This window comes from Xenorhabdus eapokensis (assembly GCF_001908105.1).
The window spans coordinates 284,879-304,830 of the sequence record NZ_MKGQ01000002.1; the positions used below are offsets into that span (position 1 = coordinate 284,879).

At 42.5% G+C, this 19,952-nt stretch carries 16 protein-coding genes; 11 read left to right on the plus strand and 5 right to left on the minus strand.

What is annotated here, in order from left to right; genetic code table 11:
• Positions 1-260 precede the first annotated feature (260 nt).
• From pepN to Xedl_RS02820, 3 genes are all read left to right on the plus strand, one after another.
• On the plus strand, positions 261-2,879 hold the full coding sequence (pepN, locus tag Xedl_RS02810; protein ID WP_074022533.1) for an aminopeptidase N: 2,619 nt from the start codon (positions 261-263) through the stop codon (positions 2,877-2,879).
• Positions 2,880-3,116: 237 nt separating this feature from the next.
• Entirely contained in the window at positions 3,117-4,127 is a 1,011-nt protein-coding gene (gene pyrD, locus Xedl_RS02815) for a quinone-dependent dihydroorotate dehydrogenase (RefSeq protein WP_074022534.1), read from the plus strand.
• A 159-nt stretch (positions 4,128-4,286) separates the two neighbouring features.
• Positions 4,287-4,838: a cell division protein ZapC gene (locus Xedl_RS02820; protein ID WP_074022535.1), complete on the plus strand. Its 552-nt coding sequence runs from the start codon at positions 4,287-4,289 to the stop codon at positions 4,836-4,838.
• A gap of 141 nt (positions 4,839-4,979) precedes the next feature.
• On the opposite strand, the gene Xedl_RS02825 is transcribed toward Xedl_RS02820, so the two are convergent.
• Positions 4,980-6,092, minus strand: a complete 1,113-nt coding sequence (locus tag Xedl_RS02825; RefSeq protein WP_074022536.1) for a YcbX family protein — start codon at positions 6,090-6,092, stop codon at positions 4,980-4,982.
• A gap of 139 nt (positions 6,093-6,231) precedes the next feature.
• On the opposite strand from Xedl_RS02825, the gene rlmKL reads away from it, so the two are divergent.
• From rlmKL to rmf, 6 genes are all read left to right on the plus strand, one after another.
• The gene (gene rlmKL, locus Xedl_RS02830; RefSeq protein ID WP_074022589.1) at positions 6,232-8,367 is read left to right on the plus strand and encodes a bifunctional 23S rRNA (guanine(2069)-N(7))-methyltransferase RlmK/23S rRNA (guanine(2445)-N(2))-methyltransferase RlmL; all 2,136 of its coding nucleotides are present in this window, start codon (positions 6,232-6,234) and stop codon (positions 8,365-8,367) included.
• Between the two features lie 4 nt (positions 8,368-8,371).
• On the plus strand, positions 8,372-10,279 hold the full coding sequence (locus tag Xedl_RS02835) for an ABC transporter ATP-binding protein (protein WP_074022537.1): 1,908 nt from the start codon (positions 8,372-8,374) through the stop codon (positions 10,277-10,279).
• 49 nt (positions 10,280-10,328) lie between these two features.
• Positions 10,329-11,594, plus strand: a complete 1,266-nt coding sequence (pqiA, locus tag Xedl_RS02840) for a membrane integrity-associated transporter subunit PqiA (RefSeq protein ID WP_074022538.1) — start codon at positions 10,329-10,331, stop codon at positions 11,592-11,594.
• A gap of 4 nt (positions 11,595-11,598) precedes the next feature.
• Complete coding sequence (gene pqiB, locus Xedl_RS02845; RefSeq protein WP_074022539.1) at positions 11,599-13,248, plus strand: intermembrane transport protein PqiB; 1,650 nt, start codon at positions 11,599-11,601, stop codon at positions 13,246-13,248.
• The gene (pqiC, locus tag Xedl_RS02850) at positions 13,248-13,835 is read left to right on the plus strand and encodes a membrane integrity-associated transporter subunit PqiC (protein ID WP_074022540.1); all 588 of its coding nucleotides are present in this window, start codon (positions 13,248-13,250) and stop codon (positions 13,833-13,835) included. The genes pqiB and pqiC overlap by 1 nt, the downstream gene beginning before the upstream one ends.
• Positions 13,836-13,962: 127 nt before the next feature.
• On the plus strand, positions 13,963-14,121 hold the full coding sequence (gene rmf, locus Xedl_RS02855; RefSeq protein ID WP_074022541.1) for a ribosome modulation factor: 159 nt from the start codon (positions 13,963-13,965) through the stop codon (positions 14,119-14,121).
• A 75-nt stretch (positions 14,122-14,196) separates the two neighbouring features.
• Here the strand turns inward: rmf and fabA are convergent, their stop codons facing one another.
• Positions 14,197-14,715 carry a bifunctional 3-hydroxydecanoyl-ACP dehydratase/trans-2-decenoyl-ACP isomerase gene (gene fabA, locus Xedl_RS02860; protein ID WP_074022542.1) on the minus strand — a complete coding sequence of 173 codons (519 nt, stop codon included), beginning with the start codon at positions 14,713-14,715 and terminating at the stop codon, positions 14,197-14,199.
• 84 nt (positions 14,716-14,799) lie between these two features.
• Positions 14,800-16,530, minus strand: coding sequence for an AAA family ATPase (locus Xedl_RS02865; protein ID WP_074022590.1), 1,731 nt, complete (start codon positions 16,528-16,530; stop codon positions 14,800-14,802).
• A gap of 207 nt (positions 16,531-16,737) precedes the next feature.
• On the opposite strand from Xedl_RS02865, the gene matP reads away from it, so the two are divergent.
• The gene (gene matP, locus Xedl_RS02870; protein ID WP_074022543.1) at positions 16,738-17,187 is read left to right on the plus strand and encodes a macrodomain Ter protein MatP; all 450 of its coding nucleotides are present in this window, start codon (positions 16,738-16,740) and stop codon (positions 17,185-17,187) included.
• 73 nt (positions 17,188-17,260) lie between these two features.
• Here the strand turns inward: matP and ompA are convergent, their stop codons facing one another.
• Complete coding sequence (gene ompA / locus Xedl_RS02875) at positions 17,261-18,367, minus strand: porin OmpA (RefSeq protein ID WP_074022544.1); 1,107 nt, start codon at positions 18,365-18,367, stop codon at positions 17,261-17,263.
• Positions 18,368-18,730: 363 nt separating this feature from the next.
• A complete protein-coding gene (gene sulA, locus Xedl_RS02880) occupies positions 18,731-19,303 on the minus strand; it encodes an SOS-induced cell division inhibitor SulA (RefSeq protein WP_074022545.1) in 573 nt (190 codons plus the stop codon).
• 241 nt (positions 19,304-19,544) lie between these two features.
• Between sulA and Xedl_RS02885 the strand changes: the two genes are divergently transcribed.
• Positions 19,545-19,856: a TfoX/Sxy family protein gene (locus Xedl_RS02885; RefSeq protein ID WP_244149657.1), complete on the plus strand. Its 312-nt coding sequence runs from the start codon at positions 19,545-19,547 to the stop codon at positions 19,854-19,856.
• Positions 19,857-19,952 lie beyond the last annotated feature (96 nt).

A 19,952-nucleotide genomic window follows, 5' to 3' on the forward strand; every position in this document is an offset into this window, starting at 1 on the left:
CGTGACTATTGGGTTATTGAAGCTATATAGCGACATATATTTTCCCGAATCTAAAGATTAAGGTTAATCCGTTTATAGATAATATCATGTTAAATGAGATATGAGATGACAATTAGCACGAAAGTACTAATATGCTGACCACATCATTTATACTTTTATTTAATAAGTTATTAACATCCAAAAAAAGAGACTTATTGATTGAAAGGAAGATTTCTCTATGGCAGCGTTTAGGTTTTTAAAAATAATGGAAAAGGTTCCCTATGATACAACAGCGACTCGTTAAACACCGTCTGGACTATAAAGCACCAGATTACACAATTACCAATATTGATCTCGATTTTGAGTTGAATGCTGAAAAAACAACGGTGACGGCAATCAGTCAGGTAAAACGTCAGGCTAATGACATTACCCCATTGGTTTTGGATGGAGAAAATCTCACGTTAAAAGGCATCTATATAGATGATAAAGCGTGGGAGCATTATCAGGAACAGGATGGAAAGTTGCTGATTGAACAAATTCCAGCCCAGTTTACCCTGAAAATTGTGAATGAAATCAACCCAGCAACCAATACAGCCCTTGAGGGACTGTATGTGTCTGGCGATGCCTTGTGTACCCAGTGTGAGGCAGAGGGATTCCGTCACATCACTTATTATTTGGATCGTCCAGATGTTCTGGCTTGCTTTACTACTCGTATTACTGCGGATAAATCCAAATATCCGTTTCTGCTTTCCAATGGTAACCGTATTGAACAAGGAGAGCTGGAAGATGGGCGTCATTGGGTAAAATGGCAGGATCCGTTCCCAAAACCGGCTTACTTGTTCGCATTGGTTGCGGGGGATTTTGATGTCCTGCGTGACACGTTTGTGACCCGCAGTGGCCGTGAGGTTGCACTGGAATTATTTGTTGATCGGGGCAACTTGGATCGGGCTGACTGGGCCATGACATCGTTGAAAAACTCAATGAAATGGGATGAAACTCGCTTTGGTTTGGAGTATGACCTTGATATTTATATGATCGTCGCCGTTGATTTCTTCAATATGGGGGCGATGGAAAACAAAGGATTGAATGTCTTTAATTCCAAATATGTTCTGGCAAAAACAGAAACAGCGACTGACGAAGACTATCTTGCTATTGAAGCTGTGATCGGACATGAATATTTCCATAACTGGACCGGAAACCGCATTACCTGTCGTGACTGGTTCCAGTTAAGCCTGAAAGAGGGGCTGACAGTATTCCGTGATCAGGAATTCAGTTCTGATCTAGGTTCCCGTTCGGTTAACCGTATCAAGAACGTACGTGTTATGCGTTCTGCACAATTTGCCGAAGATGCTGGCCCTATGGCTCATCCTATCCGTCCTGATCAAGTGATGGAAATGAATAACTTCTATACGTTGACCGTCTATGAAAAAGGCGCGGAAGTGATTCGGATGATCCACACTTTATTAGGTGAAGAACAATTTCAGGCGGGTATGCAGCTTTATATCCACCGTCATGATGGTAGCGCGGCGACCTGTGATGATTTTGTTCAGGCGATGGAAGATGCTTCCAACGTCGATTTGACCCTTTTCCGCCGCTGGTATAGTCAATCAGGGACACCAGTGCTGACAGTTCGTGACGAATATGATGCCGAAAAACAACAATATATTTTGCATGTCAGTCAAATGACACCGTCAACGGCAGATCAGAAAGAGAAACAACCGTTGCACATTCCTTTGGATATTGAACTGTATGATACACAAGGAAGAGTGATTCCGCTGCGTCGTAATGGTCAGCCTGTGCATCATGTTTTAAATGTTATTAATGCAGAGCAATCATTTGTCTTTGATGAAGTTCCATCACAGCCTGTTCCTTCTTTACTGCGTGAGTTTTCTGCACCAGTGAAATTGGATTATCCTTACAGTGACGAGCAACTTTCATTCTTAATGAAACATGCGCGTAATGAGTTCTCCCGTTGGGATGCGGCGCAGACATTGTTAACCAACTATGTGAAACTGAATGTTGTCCGTCACCAAAAATCTTTGCCACTGGAATTGCCAATGCATGTCATTGATGCTTTCCGTGCTGTATTGTTGGATAAAGATATCGATCCGGCTCTGGCGGCATTGATCTTGACCCTGCCGTCTGAAAATGAAATGGCAGAACTGTTTACGGTGGTAGATCCGAAAGCTATCCATGATGTTATTCGTGCCATGACAAAGGCACTGGCTAGTGAAATGGTGGACGAGTTTTCCGCGGTTTATCACAGTCTCCAGACGGGGGCATACCGTATAGAGCATAAGGATATTGCAAAACGTGACCTGCGTAATACCTGCCTCTACTATTTGGCCTTTATTGATAGCACCGAATTGGCAGATAAGTTAGTGGCGGCACAATATTATCACGCTGATAACATGACTGACAGTATCGCGGCTTTATCTGCGGCTGTATCTGCTGAATTGCCTTGCAGTTATCAATTAATGGATGAATTTGATCAGCGCTGGCATCAGGATGGTTTGGTTATGGATAAATGGTTCAGGCTGCAAGCAACCAATCCCGCCTTCGATGTGCTTGATAAAGTTCGTGGCTTGATGAAACATCGTTCTTTCAGTTTGAGCAATCCAAACCGTGTTTACTCACTGTTGAGAATATTCTTTGGCAAAAATGCCGTGGCTTTCCACGCTGAAAATGGTAGTGGTTATCAATTTTTGGTGGAAGTGCTGACTGAACTGAATAGCCTAAATCCGCAAGTAGCATCACATTTGATTGATCCATTGATTCGTCTGAAACGTTATGATGAGAAACGGCAGATTTTGATGCGTGCGGCACTGGAACAGTTAAAAGGATTAGAGAACTTATCTGGTGATCTGTTTGAAAAGATCACCAAAGCACTTGAAAGTTAATAAATAAGTTCGTTAACAAACCCCGTTGTTATTTTAAACGGGGTTTGTTTTTGCCGGCTTGTTTTGGCCTGCCTATTAGAGAGGGCTTTTTTGTTTACTCATATAATGGTAAATTAGCGTTCTCTTCCTGCTACAACAGCGCAGCAATTATATATGTATGAGATTGCGTATAATTCAAAATGTATAACTGACCATTCTCACGTAAAGACAATCATAAAGAACAGTAGGTTAATTTAAATGTATTACTCTCTAGTCCGGAAGGCGTTGTTTCAGCTTGATCCTGAACAGGCACATGAACTGACTTTCCGCCAGCTTAAACGCGTCACTGGTACTCCTTTCGAATTTCTCGTCCGTCAATCAGTTGCCACTAAACCCGTTACTTGCATGGGGTTGTCCTTTAAAAATCCACTTGGTTTAGCCGCTGGTCTCGATAAAAATGGTGATTGCATTGATGCGTTTGGCGCGATGGGCTTTGGGTTTGTTGAAATTGGTACAGTGACGCCGCGTCCGCAAGCTGGAAATGATAAGCCAAGATTATTCCGTGTGGTTGAAGCGGAAGGGATCATCAACCGGATGGGATTTAATAACCTTGGAGTGGATAATCTGGTTGAGAATGTTAAGCGCGCAAAATATGACGGGATTATCGGGATCAATATTGGCAAAAATAAAGATACTCCGGTCGAAAATGGAAAAGATGATTATTTAATTTGCATGGATAAAATTTATCCTTATGCAGGTTATATCACTATCAATATTTCTTCTCCTAATACTCCTGGTTTGAGGACATTACAGTACGGTGATGCACTGGATGATCTTTTGTCTGCAATTAAAAAGAAGCAAAGTGAACTACAGCAAAAGTTCCAAAAGTATGTTCCTGTTGCTGTTAAAATCTCTCCCGATCTTTCAGAAGAAGAATTAATAAAAATTGCTGATAGTTTAATGCGTCATCATATTGATGGGGTTATTGCAACAAATACCACATTGGATAGAAAGATTATCGAAGGTTTGAATCACTGTCAGCAGGCAGGAGGATTGAGTGGGCGCCCTGTGCAATTGCGCAGTACGGAGATTATCCGTCGCCTTTCGCAAGAATTAAAAGGCGAAATACCGATTATTGGTGTAGGGGGAATTGATTCACTTGTTGCAGCCAGGGAAAAAATAGAAGCAGGTGCTTCATTAATTCAGATATATTCCGGTTTTATCTATAAAGGACCAAAACTCATCAAAGATATTGTTAATCATATCTGAATATTTGCTGCAATTTGGGGGTAGGGGTTTATTTCTGCCCTCAACTCGTCTATATTTTGTCCTATAGATTAAATTTTATCATTTATTTTTTAATTTTTTATTTCGCAGGCCAATGCTTATTTTAACAAAAAAGCTATTTTGAGCATAAAAGGGTAATCAATGAAAATTAGACCTGATGATCAGTGGCGCTGGTATTTTGATCCTGAGCACAGCCGTGTCATGCTCGATCTCGCTAATGGCATGGTTTTTCGTTCCCGCTTTCCTGCCAAGATGTTGACTGATTACGCCGTTACAATGAAAGAAGTGTCATTCTCAGTTGATGATGCTGCGTTTTTTTATACCTTTGAAGAACATTCTCGTCGTATCAACATGGCGTCTGCACTTAGGGCTGAATTAGCTTTGAATGGCGTGGTTGCGTTACGTTTTATGAAACCACAAATGCCCAAAAGCTGGTATTTCTCCCGTTTTTCTTTAGTAGAAAAACCAGGACATGGTGAAATTATTCAGCTTAAAGTACAGAATAGCGGTACTGAAGCGCTGTTTATGGTCGCAGAAGTCGGTGATAATGCCAGCTTGTGTCTATTGGTACAGCAAAAGCTAGAACTGCACGATCGTGTAATGAGTTTTTGTGATCCCATTAAAGTCATGAATGATCGCATCATGCCTTATATTGAGCCAACCCAATCATCGATATATGATAGGGCGATTTAAGGCTATTGATAGTGTCAATTAATGGCATGTTTTTTCCATAATATGTTGTCTGCTTAAAAACTCAGTAATAAAAATCAGACAGCTAGCTGACTTATACTGCCTGATTTAAATGCAAATGCTATCGTTATATATTATTAATGTTTATCTTAATTCAATGATTAAATTATTTTGAGGTATACAGCTACATGCCAGAATTTTTCCATTATTCTTGATGGACGTTGATTTTAATGGCAATACATCCCCTTTAATCAGAGATATCTTACAGGAGCCACAAATTCCAGCACGACATGAATAAGGAATTTGAATACCCTGATCTTCGAGTTGTTCTAAAATAATTTGCTGATTATTACCGATAAAGCGTTGGCCATTGAATTCAATCGCAACGGGTTGTTGAGCACCTTCCTTTACCGGTAAATCGGCTGCTTGTTCACCGCTACCATATTCGCGTGGTGTTCTCTTTGCCAAAATGGTAACACGATCCCCAACCCGAATAATGCCACTATTACGGGCAATGGCATTCTGCCCAAAATCAACCGCCCCATTTTCTTTAGCTGTTCTGAAAGACTGTAGTGTAGCCAGTGGCTCACTTTGCGGATTTTTGCGGCCTTTTTCCGGACTGACTGTTGTCAAAATACAGCGACTGCACGGTTTTGGCAGATCGAAAACAATATCGCCGATTTGGATGGTTTGCCAGCTATCTTCTGCAAACGGGGCGGCACCTGTGATAATGATATTGGCACGGAATTGCTCTATTTTAATGCTGGCAGGACAACGTTGTTGCAAGGCGTGAAAAGAGGCTTCATTGATAATTAAATAGGGAAAACCGTCAGCAAATGATAAAGAAATATCGGGGAATTTCTTGACCCGTCGTGTGAGTTCTTCACTGAGCCAACGTAGTTGTACCGGTTTATCAAAAAAACCACTGAGCCAGCTATTCACCCCCTCAGGAGCGACTAGCGCGGTAAAGTGATTTCCCCAAACTTCGGTAGGGAAACGCTCCTCTTTAAAATCATCGTAAAGTACAGTGGCGCTTTCTCCGTTTGGTGCCTGTAAATACAGACCGTTTTGGAGCATCGTTGGCGTAAATAGCAGCATCTGCGGATATTGGCGTGCAGTAATAAAAGTACCGTCGGTTGTGGTGATCATAAAATTGCGGTCAAACGTCAGGCCGCTTTCATTGACGAGAGCATGAGAGAGTTGTAATCCACGCATGGATTTGACGGGGTAGGTATAGAGGCGCGACAGAGTTAGCATCCATTATCTCCAGAATATTTTTATCTTTGCCAAAGCGTTTTTATCTTTAATTGTGTCAGCAACTTTAGGACATGTCGAAGGTATTGGCTATAATGTGCCACAATTTTTTTGGTGGTGAACTTTTGTAATGATTAATAAGATGAACTCTCTCTTTGCCAGCACGGCACGTGGACTGGAAGAACTGTTAAAGAATGAACTGGAAATTCTGGGAGCGCAATCCTGTAAGATCGCCCAGGGTGGGGTTCATTTTCAGGGCGATGATCGGGTGATGTATAAGAGTTTGCTATGGAGCAGACTGGCATCCCGTATCATGATGCCGCTTAACGAATTTAAAGTTTACAGTGATTTGGATCTGTATCTTGGTGTCCAATCCATTGACTGGAGCGAGATCTTCTCAGTTGATAGCACGTTCTCGGTGCATTTCAGCGGCATGAATGAAGAGATTAGAAATACACAATATGGCGCATTGAAAGTAAAAGACGCTATTGTCGATAGTTTCATGCGCAAAATAAAACAACGTCCTGATGTTGCTAAACAACAACCTGATGTCCGTATCCATGTTTTCCTGAATAAAGAGAAAGCAACCGTATCACTCGATTTGAGTGGAGATAGCCTGCATATCCGTGGCTATCGTGATCTGGCTGGACAAGCACCACTGAAAGAGAACCTGGCTGCCGCGATTATTTTACGTTCTGGTTGGAATGCAGGAACGCCAATGGTTGATCCCATGTGTGGTTCAGGAACGTTGCTAATAGAAGCGGCTATGATGGCGGCAGATTGTGCACCTGGCTTGTATCGTCAGCATTGGGGATTCACATCATGGTTGCAATTCAATGAGACAATCTGGCGTGAAGTGACTACAGAAGCACAGGTTCGTTTCCGTAAGGGGTTACAGGAAACAACTTCTCGCTTTTTGGGCATAGATATTGATCGCCGTGTAATGGATATGGCACGTTCAAATGCGCGCAGGGCTGGGGTATCCCAATTGATCCAGTTCCAGCAGGGAGATGCCAGTAAACTGGAAAATCCCCTGCCAGAAGGGCCAGAGGGAACGATATTAAGCAATCCGCCTTATGGAGAACGCCTTGAAAGTGAACCTGCGTTAATTGCGTTGCACAGTGTATTTGGCCGCGTAATCAAAGCTCGTTTCCCTGGCTGGCGTTTATCACTGTTCAGTGCTTCACCAGAGTTGTTGAGTTGTTTGCAATTACGCGCAGAGCGTGAGTTTAAGGCCAAAAATGGCCCTCTGGATTGTATCCAAAAGAATTATTGCATCCAGAAAAATGCACAGCCAGCGGATAAACTTAAGTCATTGGATATCGGTATTGCCGCGGATTATGCTAACCGTCTGCGTAAAAATGAGAAAAAAATCAGCAAGTGGGCCAAACAGCAAGGTATTGATTGCTACCGTTTATATGATGCAGATTTACCTGAATACAATGTTGCTGTTGATCGCTACGCCGATAAAATCGTTGTGCAGGAATACTCCCCACCGAAATCTGTCGATGCCAACAAAGCCCGTCAACGCCTATTTGATGTGATCAGTGCGACAATGAATGTACTTGGCTTATCATCCAATCAACTGATCTTGAAGACTCGTCAACGTCAGAAAGGCAAAAGCCAGTATGAAAAGATGGCCGAGAAGAAAGAATTCTTTTTGGTCAACGAATATGGTGCGAAATTCTGGGTTAACCTGACCGATTATCTGGATACGGGGCTATTCCTTGATCACCGTATTGCCCGCAAAAAATTGGCTGAAATGAGCAGAGGTAAGGACTTCCTTAACTTATTTGCCTATACCGGTTCGGCAACAATTCACGCAGGATTGGGGGGCGCGCGTTCGACAACCACGGTCGATATGTCTCGCACTTATCTTGAATGGGCAGAGAAAAATTTACAGGCGAATGGCTTAATCGGGCGTCAGCACCGTTTGATTCAGGCTGATTGCTTGGGATGGTTAGCTCAGACCCGTGAGCAATTCGATGTCATCTTTATCGATCCGCCAACATTCTCTAACTCCAAGCGAATGGAAAACACGTTTGACGTTCAGCGTGATCATATCGAATTGATGAAACAACTAAAATGTCTGTTACGTCCGGGAGGCGTCTTAATGTTCTCCAATAATAAACGGGGTTTTAAAATGGATTTTGCTGAATTGAATAAGCTAGGTTTGGTTGCAAACGAGATAACGGAGAAGACCCTATCTCAGGATTTCACCCGTAATCGTCAGATCCATAACTGCTGGTTGCTGCATCACGCTGGCGAGGAAAAATAATATTATGTCATTGATTAGTTTATCCGGTGCCTGGTTATCATTCAGTGACGCACCATTGTTGGATTATGCTGAACTGCATATCGAAGAAAACGAAAGAGTCTGTCTGGTTGGACGCAATGGTGCAGGAAAATCCACACTGTTGCGCGTATTGGCAAAAGAGCAGCCCTTAGATGATGGTTCGGTTATCTATGAACAAGATTTGATTGTTGCGCGCTTACAACAAGATCCTCCCCGTGATGTCGAAGGCACAGTATTTGATTTTATCGCCGAAGGGGTAAAAGAGCAGGCTGAATACATTAAAGCATTCCACCAAACTTCGCGTTTGGTAGAAACCGATCCTAGCGAGAAGAATCTCAATCGTCTGGCGGAGTTGCAGGAAGTGCTGGATATCCGTGGCCTTTGGTTATTGGATAGCCGGATTAACGACGTGTTGAAACAACTTTCTTTGCCAGCAGAAGCGAAACTCTCTTCACTGTCTGGTGGTTGGTTGCGTAAGGCAGCATTGGGTAGAGCGCTGGTTTGCTCGCCAAAGGTACTGTTCCTTGATGAGCCAACCAACCATCTTGATATTGATACCATTGAATGGTTGGAGAATTTCCTGAAAGATTTCAATGGCAGCCTTGTGTTCATTTCCCATGACCGCTCATTTATTCGCACTATGGCGACGCGTATTGTGGATCTGGATCGCGGAAAGCTGGTCTCATGGCCGGGAAATTACGATAAATATCTTGAAGGAAAAGAAGAAGCGCTGCGGGTTGAAGAGTTGCAGAATGCCGAATTTGACAAAAAACTGGCGCAGGAAGAGGTTTGGATCCGTCAGGGCATCAAAGCACGGCGTACTCGTAATGAAGGTCGGGTCAGGGCACTGAAAGCATTACGTATGGAACGTTCTGAACGCCGCAATGTTATGGGAACAGCGAAAATGCAAATCGAGGAAGCGACACGTTCCGGTAAGATTGTCTTTGAAATGGAAAAGGTGAATTACCAGATTGGTGATAAAACATTGGTCAAAAATTTCTCGGCGCAAGTTCAACGTGGTGACAAAATTGCGTTAGTGGGACCAAACGGCTGTGGTAAAACGACATTATTAAAGTTAATGTTGGGCGATTTGTCAGCAGACAGTGGACGCATTCATTGTGGTACAAAACTTGAAGTGGCTTACTTTGATCAGCATCGTGCAGCATTAGATCCTGATAAGACGGTTATGGATAACCTCGCTGAAGGTAAACAGGAAGTCATGGTCAATGGGCGTTCCCGCCATGTACTGGGTTATTTGCAGGATTTCCTTTTCCATCCCAAACGTGCGATGACGCCTGTACGAGCGTTATCTGGTGGTGAGCGTAATCGCCTGTTGCTGGCGCGTCTATTCTTGAAACCAAGCAACTTATTGATTCTTGATGAACCCACCAATGATCTTGATGTTGAAACATTGGAATTACTTGAAGAATTGGTTGATGGTTATAGCGGAACCGTGATTTTGGTGAGCCATGATCGGCAATTTGTTGATAATTCGGTCACTGAATGCTGGATTTTTGAAGGCAACGGTGAAATCAACAATTATGTCGGGGGATATTACGATGCTCAGCAGCAACGGGCGCAAACTGTTTCTCTGCGCCAAACCTCGGAGAAAAAGGCCAGCGCTGAAAACAAGACGATAAAATCTAAAGAATCACCTAAACGGGCGAATAAGATAAGTTACCATTTACGGCGAGAATTAGAACAACTACCTTTATTATTAGAGAAATTAGAAGAAGAGATCGATAAATTACAATCTCAGGTCAGTGACCCAGAATTCTTTAATCAATCACATGAAATTACGCAAAATGTTTTGCAGGAATTGGCAAATAAAGAACAAGAATTAGAAAAAGCATTTGATCGCTGGCAAGAATTGGAAATGATGCAAAATGGATGATTGTTGCCACATAAAAGAAACTTGAGGGTTTTGCTAAAGGAGAAACACTTTGTGTTCCAATAACCACCAGCATGACAGGCTGGCTCTTTGTCCCCAGTGTGACATGCTGGTGGCTGTGCCTGATTTGGAACAAGGGAAAAAGGCGGCTTGTCCACGGTGTAATGCGTTACTGACAGCAAAGTGGAGAGAGCCGCGTAATCAACCAACCGGCTATGCATTAAGCGCATTAATCATGCTTTTTCTCGCTTGCTTGTTTCCTTTTGTTAGCATGAGTGTGGCGGGGATGGTGAGTGAAATAAAGTTGACTCAGATCCCCAAGGTGATGTTCAACGAAGATTATTCCAGTATGGCTGCACTTTTCTTGATCTTCGTTCAGCTTGTGCCAACATTTTGTATGGTTGCCATCATCCTTTTATGTCAGAACGTCAAAATGGCGCGCCGCTTGAAAATAGAGTTGGCGCGCATTTTGTTTAAAATGAAAACATGGTGCATGGCAGAAATCTTCCTTGCGGGTGTGTTGGTCAGCTTTGTTAAATTGATGGCACATGGCGAAATCAGCATTGGCCTGAGTTTTTTCCCTTATTGCTTGTTTTGTCTGTTTCAGGTCAGGGCGTTTCAGTGTCTTGACAGGCACTGGTTTTGGAATGAAATTGCTCCGGCGCCTGAAGTTTGCCATCCCTTGCAGGCTGGAAAACCGGGTTTGGTGCAAGGTGTCAGACTTTGCCAAAGTTGTACTGCCATCTTGCCCGTCCAACAATCTCGGTGCCCCCGTTGCCATACAAAGGGGGACGCCCGTCGCCGCAATAGCCTTCAGTGCACAATGGCACTACTGGTAACATCAGCCATACTTTATATTCCAGCGAATGTTTTGCCTATCATGGTGACTCAGGCACTAGGACAGCAAATTCATTCCACTATTCTGGAAGGGATTATTTTGCTTTGGGGTTCTGGCTCGTATCCTGTTGCCATGGTTATTTTTATTGCCAGTATCATGATACCTTTATTGAAAATGCTGGCGATTGGTTGGTTATGCTGGGATGCCAAAAAACAAACGGGACATGATTCCGAAAAAATGAATTTTATTTATGAAATGGTGGAGTTTGTTGGGCGTTGGTCAATGATTGATGTATTCGTTATTGCTGTCTTATCCGCGTTAGTTCGCATGGGTCAACTGATGAGTATTTATCCTGCCCTGGGGGCAGTCCTGTTTGCCCTGGTTGTTATTTTGACGATGTTTGCATCAATCATGTTCGATCCCCGTTTAACCTGGGACAAAGCTAATCGTAAATTTGAGCTACATAAGAATGAGGAGTAGTAAGGTGACGGATAAAGAAGAAGATCTGACTCAAGCCAGAATTCGTAAACTTAAGAGTTGGTCACCTGTATGGATCGTACCTATTATCACTGTGCTAATTGGCGCCTGGATACTGTTCTACCATTTTAGTCACCAGGGGCCAGCAGTCACACTGATAACCTCTAATGCGGAAGGTATTGAGGCAGGTAAAACTAAAATTAAAAGCCGCAGTGTTGACGTTGGGGTTGTCGAAAGCGTGTCTTTGAGCGAAAACTTGGGTCAAGTTATCATTAAAGCCCGCCTAAATGATGGGATGCGTCGCTTGCTACGTACAGATACTGCTTTCTGGGTTGTGAAACCCCAGATTGGCCGTGAAGGTGTTTCCGGTCTGAGTACATTACTGTCTGGTGTTTTTATTGAATTACAACCCGGCACACAAGGTGACGAAGAAAATCGTTTTTCATTGCTTGATGCCCCACCGCTTGCTTCCCCTGATGCAAAAGGGGTTCGCCTGATCCTGACTAGTGAAAAAGCAGGACAATTAACACCAGGAGATCCAGTGCTCTTTCGGGGATATCGAGTGGGTTCAGTTGAGGCCGGCACTTTTGATCCAACATCCCGATTGGTTCGTTACCAAATTTTCGTTAAATCACCTTATGACGCGTTACTGACTACAAATGTCAAATTCTGGAAAGACAGCGGTGTCACATTTGATATGTCATCACAAGGTATACGGGTTGAAGTTGCTTCATTATCGACCTTGTTTGGCGGGGGGGTGAGTTTTGATGTACCAAAAGGTTGGGAGCAAGGTAATCCAGTGAAGGAAAAAGAGGTCTTTAAACTCTACGAAAGCGAGAAAAATATCCAAAACGCATTGTATACAGAGCATACAGAATTTTTATTATTTTTCTCTGATTCTGTGCGTGGCTTACAGCCGGGAGCGCCTGTCGAATTCCGTGGTATCCGAGTAGGAACGGTGGCAAGAGTTCCCTTTTATAGTGAAGATATTAAGCAGCGTATCGACAATGACTTCCGTATTCCTGTATTGATTCATGTAGAGCCTGGGCGATTTGTGAAAGAGTTAGGTAATGGATTCAACACAGACAAAGAATTGAAGGAAACGATTACCAGGGGATTGAGAGCGACTTTGAAACCAGGCAATTTACTCACAGGTGCGTTGTTTATTGATCTGGACTTTTTTACTAATGAAAAACCCTGGAAAGGGCCATACGAAATCGCGGGTTATAAGACTCTGCCTACAGTAAGCAGTGGTTTGGCGCAAATTCAACAAAAAGTCACTACAGTGTTGGATAAGATCAACAACATGCCGATTGAGTCGGTGTTTATTCAGGCTACACAGACACTGAAAGAAAGCCAGAAAGCAATCAAAACAGCGCAGAAAACGATGGATGAATTAAATCGCATTCTTGTGAGTAAAGCAGCACAGGAACTGCCTAAAGATATACAAAATACATTGCATGAGTTAAACCGCAGTATGCAGGGTATCCAACCAGGCTCACCGGCTTACAGTAAGTTGATGGATAATATGCAACAACTAGAGCAGGTATTACGTGAATTACAGCCTGTTTTGAAAACACTCAACAATAAAAGCAATGCATTGGTATTTGAAGCAGAAGCGATAAAAGATCCTGAACCTAAAAAGGCGCCTAACTGATGAAAAAATTGATTTCAAAATTGGCATTTTTTATGTCTGTCAGTGTGCTCATTTCGGGATGCAGTAGTAGTCAGCCCCAAAAAACATATTATCAGTTACCCGCTTTGGCTAACTTGGCATCACAGGAAGGCAAATGGGGAGCTAAACGTGAACGACAACTGTGGATAAAAAGGGTTGCTCTTTCTGACTACCTTACTGCTCCTGGCATTGTGTATCAAACAGGGGAGGTGAGCTATATCAATGCATCGAACCATTTATGGGCTAGCCCCTTGCAGCAACAGTTACAACAAACATTGATTTCTGAACTAAGCGCCGCATTTCCACATCGTTTGGTTTCTCAGCAGAAATTAGAAAAAGGTACCGATGCGCTGGATATCACAATAACGGCTTTTCACGGGCGCTATGATGGCCAGGTAGTGATTGAAGGCTATTGGCTATTGTCTAACCTGAACCGGGTGATTAGGCGGCCATTCAGCCTTAAGTTGAAACAGGAAAAAGATGGCTACGCGGAATTAGTGCTTACTTTAGCTAAGGGTTACAGCCAGTTAGCCAAATCCATTGCCAGCCAACTCTCTTTGCAAGGTTAGCTGGATTATGCATAGCTTTGTTTGATATTGATTGCATATGGTTCATTTCATGGGGGAGATCACTAGAGCCAATCGGATAAAAATGATCATTGTTTTATTTTTATAGTAACAAATGAGGAAGTCAGGCATGAAAAGACAGAAAAGAGACCGTTTAACCAGAGCGCTTTCCAGAGGTTATCATGCAGGCATTTTGGGACGGCCACGGGAGCACTGTCCTTATCATTCATTGGATGCTCGTTCGTATTGGTTAGGGGGCTGGCGTCAGGCGCAGGAAGATCGTGTGTGAGTTAATCAAAAGGGAGAAACACCTCCGCGCGGTAGCGGAGGTGTTCAAAAATCGTTAGTTGCCAATAAAAATCGATTAAAAGGCACTGGTATCTTTAAACAAGCCTACTTTCAAATCAGTCGCAGTATAAATCAGTTTACCATCTACCAGCACTTCACCATCAGCCAGACCCATAATTAATTTGCGATTAATGACGCGCTTGAGATTAATGCGATAGGTCACTTTTTTAGCTGTTGGTAATATCTGACCGGTAAATTTAACTTCCCCCACACCGAGCGCACGGCCTTTACCTTCTCCACCGATCCAGCCCAGGAAGAAACCGACAAGCTGCCACATGGCATCAAGGCCAAGGCAGCCTGGCATGACAGGATCATTGGTAAAATGACAATCGAAAAACCACAACTCAGGGTTGATATCGAGTTCAGCCTCGATATACCCCTTATCGTAAGTACCACCGGTTTCTGTCATTTTTATGATGCGATCCATCATCAACATATTGCCAGAAGGCAGCGGTGGTCCATTCTCACCAAACAATTTACCTTGCCCAGAGGCTTGAAGTTCTTCTTTCGTGTAGGACTCTTGTTTTTTAAACATATTTTCAGATAGCCTTATAATCGTGTAAGGCTAGAGAATAGCGTACACTTGTACACCCAACAACTCCGATCAGATATGAGGGAGTTAACCTAGCCAGCGGAGGAACCAAGGAAGCTGAGGTCTTTCTTGAATATGAGCTTGTGCAATACGTTCACATATCATAGCTAACAAGTGTTCTTTTTGTGGATCATAGTAAGGAATACCTGTTAACAATGATATCGTCTCAGAAACATGCTCAACTGCCCAAATATGAAATTGTCCATTCTTTACCGCATCAATAACATCTTGATTTAAGCACAAATGTTGAACATTTGCGGTTGGGATAATGACGCCCTGATGACCGGTTAACTTTCGGTAGTGACATATACGGAAGAAACTCTCAATTTTTTCATTAACGCCACCAATAGGTTGCACATAACCAAATTGATCTACTGCGCCCGTAACGGCAATTTGCTGGTCGATCGGTTGTTGTGACAACGCACTGATAAAAGCGCACAATTCGGCGAGTGAAGCACTGTCCCCATCCACTTCACCATAGGATTGTTCAAATACAATCGAAGCTGAGAACGGTTGTGGTTGCTCTAATTTCAATTCAGAAATTAAATAAGCCTGCATGATCATCATGCCTTTTGCATGAATATTGCCACCTAATTCAACCTTGCGTTCCACATCGATAAATTCCCCATCCCCTAAATGCGCAACACAACTGATACGAGAAGGTTCTCCTATTGGATCAGGGTGTCCAGGATATTCGAGTACAGATAACCCATTAATTTGACCAATAACTGAACCTTGCGTGTGAATCAATATCTGGCCTTTCAGCATTTCATCTATGCTGCGTTCAGCCAAATAACCATGACGCCAGGTACGATTATCTTCCGCTTGTTGCAGGGAGTGTTTGGTGATCTGTTTTTCCTGTTGATAATTGGCAGCGGCTGCCAATTTTTGCTGTATCCATTGAATGTCCAGAGGTAACCGGAATTGATCTTCTGTGTAACGGGTAGCAAGCTTAATTAACTCAGGCCAGGCATCGGCACTTAATGGAGGCAAGTTTTGTTGCTGAGTGATTCCATTAACGTACTGGCACCATATTGTTAGATCATTTTCTGCATGAAAGGGCATATCCAGCTCAAATTCGCCATACAAAGCGCTGTTTGCCAGTTCAGGTTCAATGGCCTGTAACTCTTCAAGACTGAGCCTGTCACCGACTAAAATCAGGCGCAGATCCAATTCCATTGAAGGTATTGGCAATGGCAGGGAACGATTTTCATCGTGTGACAGCCAGTCAAAACGGCGCTGAATAATCATCTGCTTGAGACGAACCCACATCAATGGCTGAGAGAGCAGGGTGCGCAAAGGCAAAATCAAGATACCACCATTTACTTGATGGATGAGGCCTGGTTGCAGTTGAAGTACCCCTTGGTACGTATAGACATTGCCAAATAATTGCTCAGGTTCAATCCACTCACGGTAAGCAACTCGTTCAGTTGGTGCAAAAATACCTTCCCCTGAAGAGTGCCAGGTAATGGTTTGGTGCTCAATTTGGTAATAACCACCGACAGTTGGATGGCTCTGCGGTAACAAAGAGGAAATAGTATGGGATAGAAGAGACAGATAAACATCACTCTCTTCTGCTTTCAGTAGCATAAAAGGTTGACGCAGGGAGGTCTGACAAAAAAGGGATAACCCACTATGTAGCCTGGGTTGAACCATATTCATTGTGATGGGGGGCAATTCAGCGACAGAATGGAAGAGTGCCTGATAAGGTGCATTGTTTGGCTGTAATGCCTGCCAGTCTAGTTTTATATTCGTCAAGGTGATAGCTACATCATATAGTGAAAAGGGAAACATTTATTATACAAGATTAGTCAATGAATCGACATGCCAGAATTTTGAAAGAAACGACATTTGAGCCAGAGCTTTCATTGATTGTAAGATATGCCAATATTCTGTGTTGTTATAGGAAATTTAAAGAAATAGTTGCTATGCTTAATTTTAGTTACGCTGTCACTGAGAGATGAAATGAAATATCAACAATTGGAAAATCTGGAATGTGGCTGGAAGTGGGCTTATTTGGCAAAAAAACACCGTGAAGGTGAGCCGATTACTAAATACATTGAAAAAAGTGCTGCGCAAGATGCGGTCAATGAATTAATGAATTTAGAAAGTGAGCCAGTCAAGGTACTGAAATGGATTGCTCTGCATATGAATCCGGATTTGTCCAACCGAATGAAACAAACGATTCGGGCACGGCGTAAACGTCATTTTAATGCTGAACACCAACACTCGCGTAAGAAATCCATCGATTTGGATTTTCATGTCTGGCAGCGGCTTTCTGCGCTTTCCCAACGTCGTGGCAATACCCTGTCAGAAACAATCATACTGTTATTGGAAGATGCTGAATATCGGGAAAAGTATGCTCACCAAATGTCGAGTTTGAAGCAGGATCTGGAAGCAATACTCGGAGAATAATCCTGTTGCTAAATAAGAGGAAGGGATAAAACCCCATTAATAATGGGGTTTTAATAAGTTGATTAGAATAGCATTATTGAGCAGATTTTGGATGAGTTACCACTTCAGTCGTGCCCTGAATGTTGATATCTACACGACGATCTGGAGCCAGGCAGTCGATAAGTTTAGAACGAACTTTAATCTTGTCACAGGTAGAGCCAGTGACAGGGTTTTCTTTACCACGACCTTCTGCCTGAATGCTATCTGCTGGGATACCTTTAGCAACCAGATAATCTACGACGGACTGAGCACGTTTTTGAGACAGTGGCAGGTTGTAATTTTGGCTGCCGATGCGGTCAGTGTGGCCGACTACCAGAACCTTACCCTGGGTTGGGTCGATTTTAGCCAGTTGGTTATAAAGGTTGTCCAGTTCCTGTTGACCTTCTGCTTTCAGTGTTGATTTGTTGAAATTGAACAGAACATCAGAGCGCAGGGTAAAGCTCTTGCTTTCAACCACAGGCGCTGGTGCAACTGGAGGTGCGACTGGTGTAACGACCGGCGCAGCTTCATCTTGTCCGAAACGGTAAGAAACACCAACACTCAACAGGCTGTTATCTGGACGGGCACCAACAGTAGTGGCATCACCGATGTTGTTAACCCATTGATAATCCACACGGGTTGCCAGATTTTTTGTCAATGCATATTCGACACCAATCGCGGCCAGAGGAGAAAGACCTGTATAGTCGTTTTTCTTCCTGACTTGTGTAGGAGAAGCGGCATCAGCGTGATAAGTCGCAGAGGAATCGGCACGCACTACCATACCCCCAAGACGAGTATACACATCCAGATTGTCTAGTACTGGGTAGCTCAGTTTAGTAGTCAATTGAATGCCTTGGGCACGGAAAGCACCATTATTAATGCTGCCTTTATAAGCGATGCGGCCTAACCAATCGTAACCCAGCTCAAAGCCTAAGTATGGGGTTGCCTGATAACCAACATAAGCCCCCGCACCTAACTGGCTTTTTTCGGGAGAGCCGTTACCAATCCGGTTATCATAACCATTACCGTAGAAATTTACGTCATGGTATTGAGACCAACCCAGTTTAGCACCGGTATACCAGGTGTTGTCTTTTGGAGCTGCTTGAACAGCAGTTGCGAAAGTTGCCACTGCCACTGCTACTGCGATAGCTGTCTTTTTCATTTTACGCCTCGTTATCATCCAAATAGGCAATTGGCTTTAAAAGCCTTATTGTTAGCCACTGGTTAAAATGTTCTGTTAGGTAACCATGCTTTAATCATAATCAGAAGATGTGTTCTGAAATATAAGAGCGGTCAGCACAACTCCCTAAACTGTGTAAAGTCTACAACGAAGTTAAAAAGTTACAAGTGCACTGTGATTCATGGTACAAAAAATTTAATTATCGAATGACAAAACATAAATATTTTTGACGAACATTTACAATATTTACAGTATTAATATATTGATTTTCATTGCAAACAATAATGATTACTCAATGAGTAGCTTATTTTTTATAAAAAATGTTGGGATTAATCCTAATTTAAGTCAATGATAGTAATTAGAGTAAACTTGTAGCCTATTTTTTTGTGCAATGAGGGGATGTGATAAATTTTGTGGCCGCATAATAAAACCGAGAGTAATACCCTTTTGCGCCGCTATTTGTAATGTATTTAATTGATATTCTGATAATTCCGGTAACCAACCCAATACAACACTATAATTACCGCTTGCCAGCGCTTTTTCCATGGCATTAATTGAAGCAATAGGACGGATTTGATTTAGTTGGATAATTTTATTTAAGGGAAGCCCCGCATCTATTAACCATTGGCGACTTAACCGTTTATTAGGATTCACCCAAAGTAACCATCGATTTTCTTTTCCGGACTGACGCAATAAAGGAAGAAGAATGTGATTAATGACAGGCTGGTGTTCATGGTAAATCAGCTCACTGACCATGCCTTTTATCATGTGTGCAGTGCATTGAGGTAGTTTCACAAAAGACACTCTTTTCATGGTCATCCCAACCATTTTTTTGTCTGTTTTATGTTCGTTCACGGTTGTACCAGTAGCTGTTGTTTTTTTCTCAATGAGATGTTCCCACGTTGATCGGATGCTCATAATGTTCCTTGCTACAATAAACTGTATATTTATACAGTATAACGATATTTGATTAAAAGCAAGTCTCTTTTTTTCAAAGCGCTTCGCAAAAATTTACAGAAATTAGAATTTTTCTACCTTAACGATTGGCAGTTGGGATTAGATTGCGTATGGTTTTAATTAATTGTTCTAGTTATCTATTTTATTAACAGAAGGCATGATTAAACATTACTTTGGAATGTGATTCATGGAGTGATAAAAAATGTTTTTATCTGGAGCTCGTTTTGCTCAATTGCAACATGGTGTATCTTCGCTGGGAACGCTTAAGAAAAAATCTCAATTTGGTGGCATTGGATTGTTAATTGATAATGTTTTATTTGCTATCAGTTCTGATGGAGAGCTTTATTTACGAGGAAATAGTCATGCTGAGGTACTATTTAAAGCCAGGGGAATGGAAAAATTTATTTATTCAAAAAGAGGAATACCTGTGACTTTGCGGTATTACCATGTTAATGAATCACTTTGGCAAGATCAAAAACAGTTATTCGAGTATGTAAATTTAGCCTACCAGTAAATAAGCTTTCATAATAACGATACACTCATTTTTCTCACTCCCGGTTGTTGCCCTGATGAAAAGGCGGTCATAAATTCTTCAACGCACACTAAGAGT

What these genes read in the sequence shown, in the direction of transcription:
- Xedl_RS02885 (WP_244149657.1), top strand. Translation starts at nt 19,545, where the DNA reads ATGTTTTTATCTGGAGCTCGTTTTGCTCAATTGCAACATGGTGTATCT.
- ompA (WP_074022544.1), bottom strand. Translation starts at nt 18,367, where the DNA reads ATGAAAAAGACAGCTATCGCAGTAGCAGTGGCAGTGGCAACTTTCGCA.
- sulA (WP_074022545.1), bottom strand. Translation starts at nt 19,303, where the DNA reads ATGAGCATCCGATCAACGTGGGAACATCTCATTGAGAAAAAAACAACA.
- pepN (WP_074022533.1), top strand. Translation starts at nt 261, where the DNA reads ATGATACAACAGCGACTCGTTAAACACCGTCTGGACTATAAAGCACCA.
- matP (WP_074022543.1), top strand. Translation starts at nt 16,738, where the DNA reads ATGAAATATCAACAATTGGAAAATCTGGAATGTGGCTGGAAGTGGGCT.
- rlmKL (WP_074022589.1), top strand. Translation starts at nt 6,232, where the DNA reads ATGAACTCTCTCTTTGCCAGCACGGCACGTGGACTGGAAGAACTGTTA.
- pyrD (WP_074022534.1), top strand. Translation starts at nt 3,117, where the DNA reads ATGTATTACTCTCTAGTCCGGAAGGCGTTGTTTCAGCTTGATCCTGAA.
- Xedl_RS02835 (WP_074022537.1), top strand. Translation starts at nt 8,372, where the DNA reads ATGTCATTGATTAGTTTATCCGGTGCCTGGTTATCATTCAGTGACGCA.
- rmf (WP_074022541.1), top strand. Translation starts at nt 13,963, where the DNA reads ATGAAAAGACAGAAAAGAGACCGTTTAACCAGAGCGCTTTCCAGAGGT.
- pqiC (WP_074022540.1), top strand. Translation starts at nt 13,248, where the DNA reads ATGAAAAAATTGATTTCAAAATTGGCATTTTTTATGTCTGTCAGTGTG.
- Xedl_RS02820 (WP_074022535.1), top strand. Translation starts at nt 4,287, where the DNA reads ATGAAAATTAGACCTGATGATCAGTGGCGCTGGTATTTTGATCCTGAG.
- fabA (WP_074022542.1), bottom strand. Translation starts at nt 14,715, where the DNA reads ATGTTTAAAAAACAAGAGTCCTACACGAAAGAAGAACTTCAAGCCTCT.
- Xedl_RS02825 (WP_074022536.1), bottom strand. Translation starts at nt 6,092, where the DNA reads ATGCTAACTCTGTCGCGCCTCTATACCTACCCCGTCAAATCCATGCGT.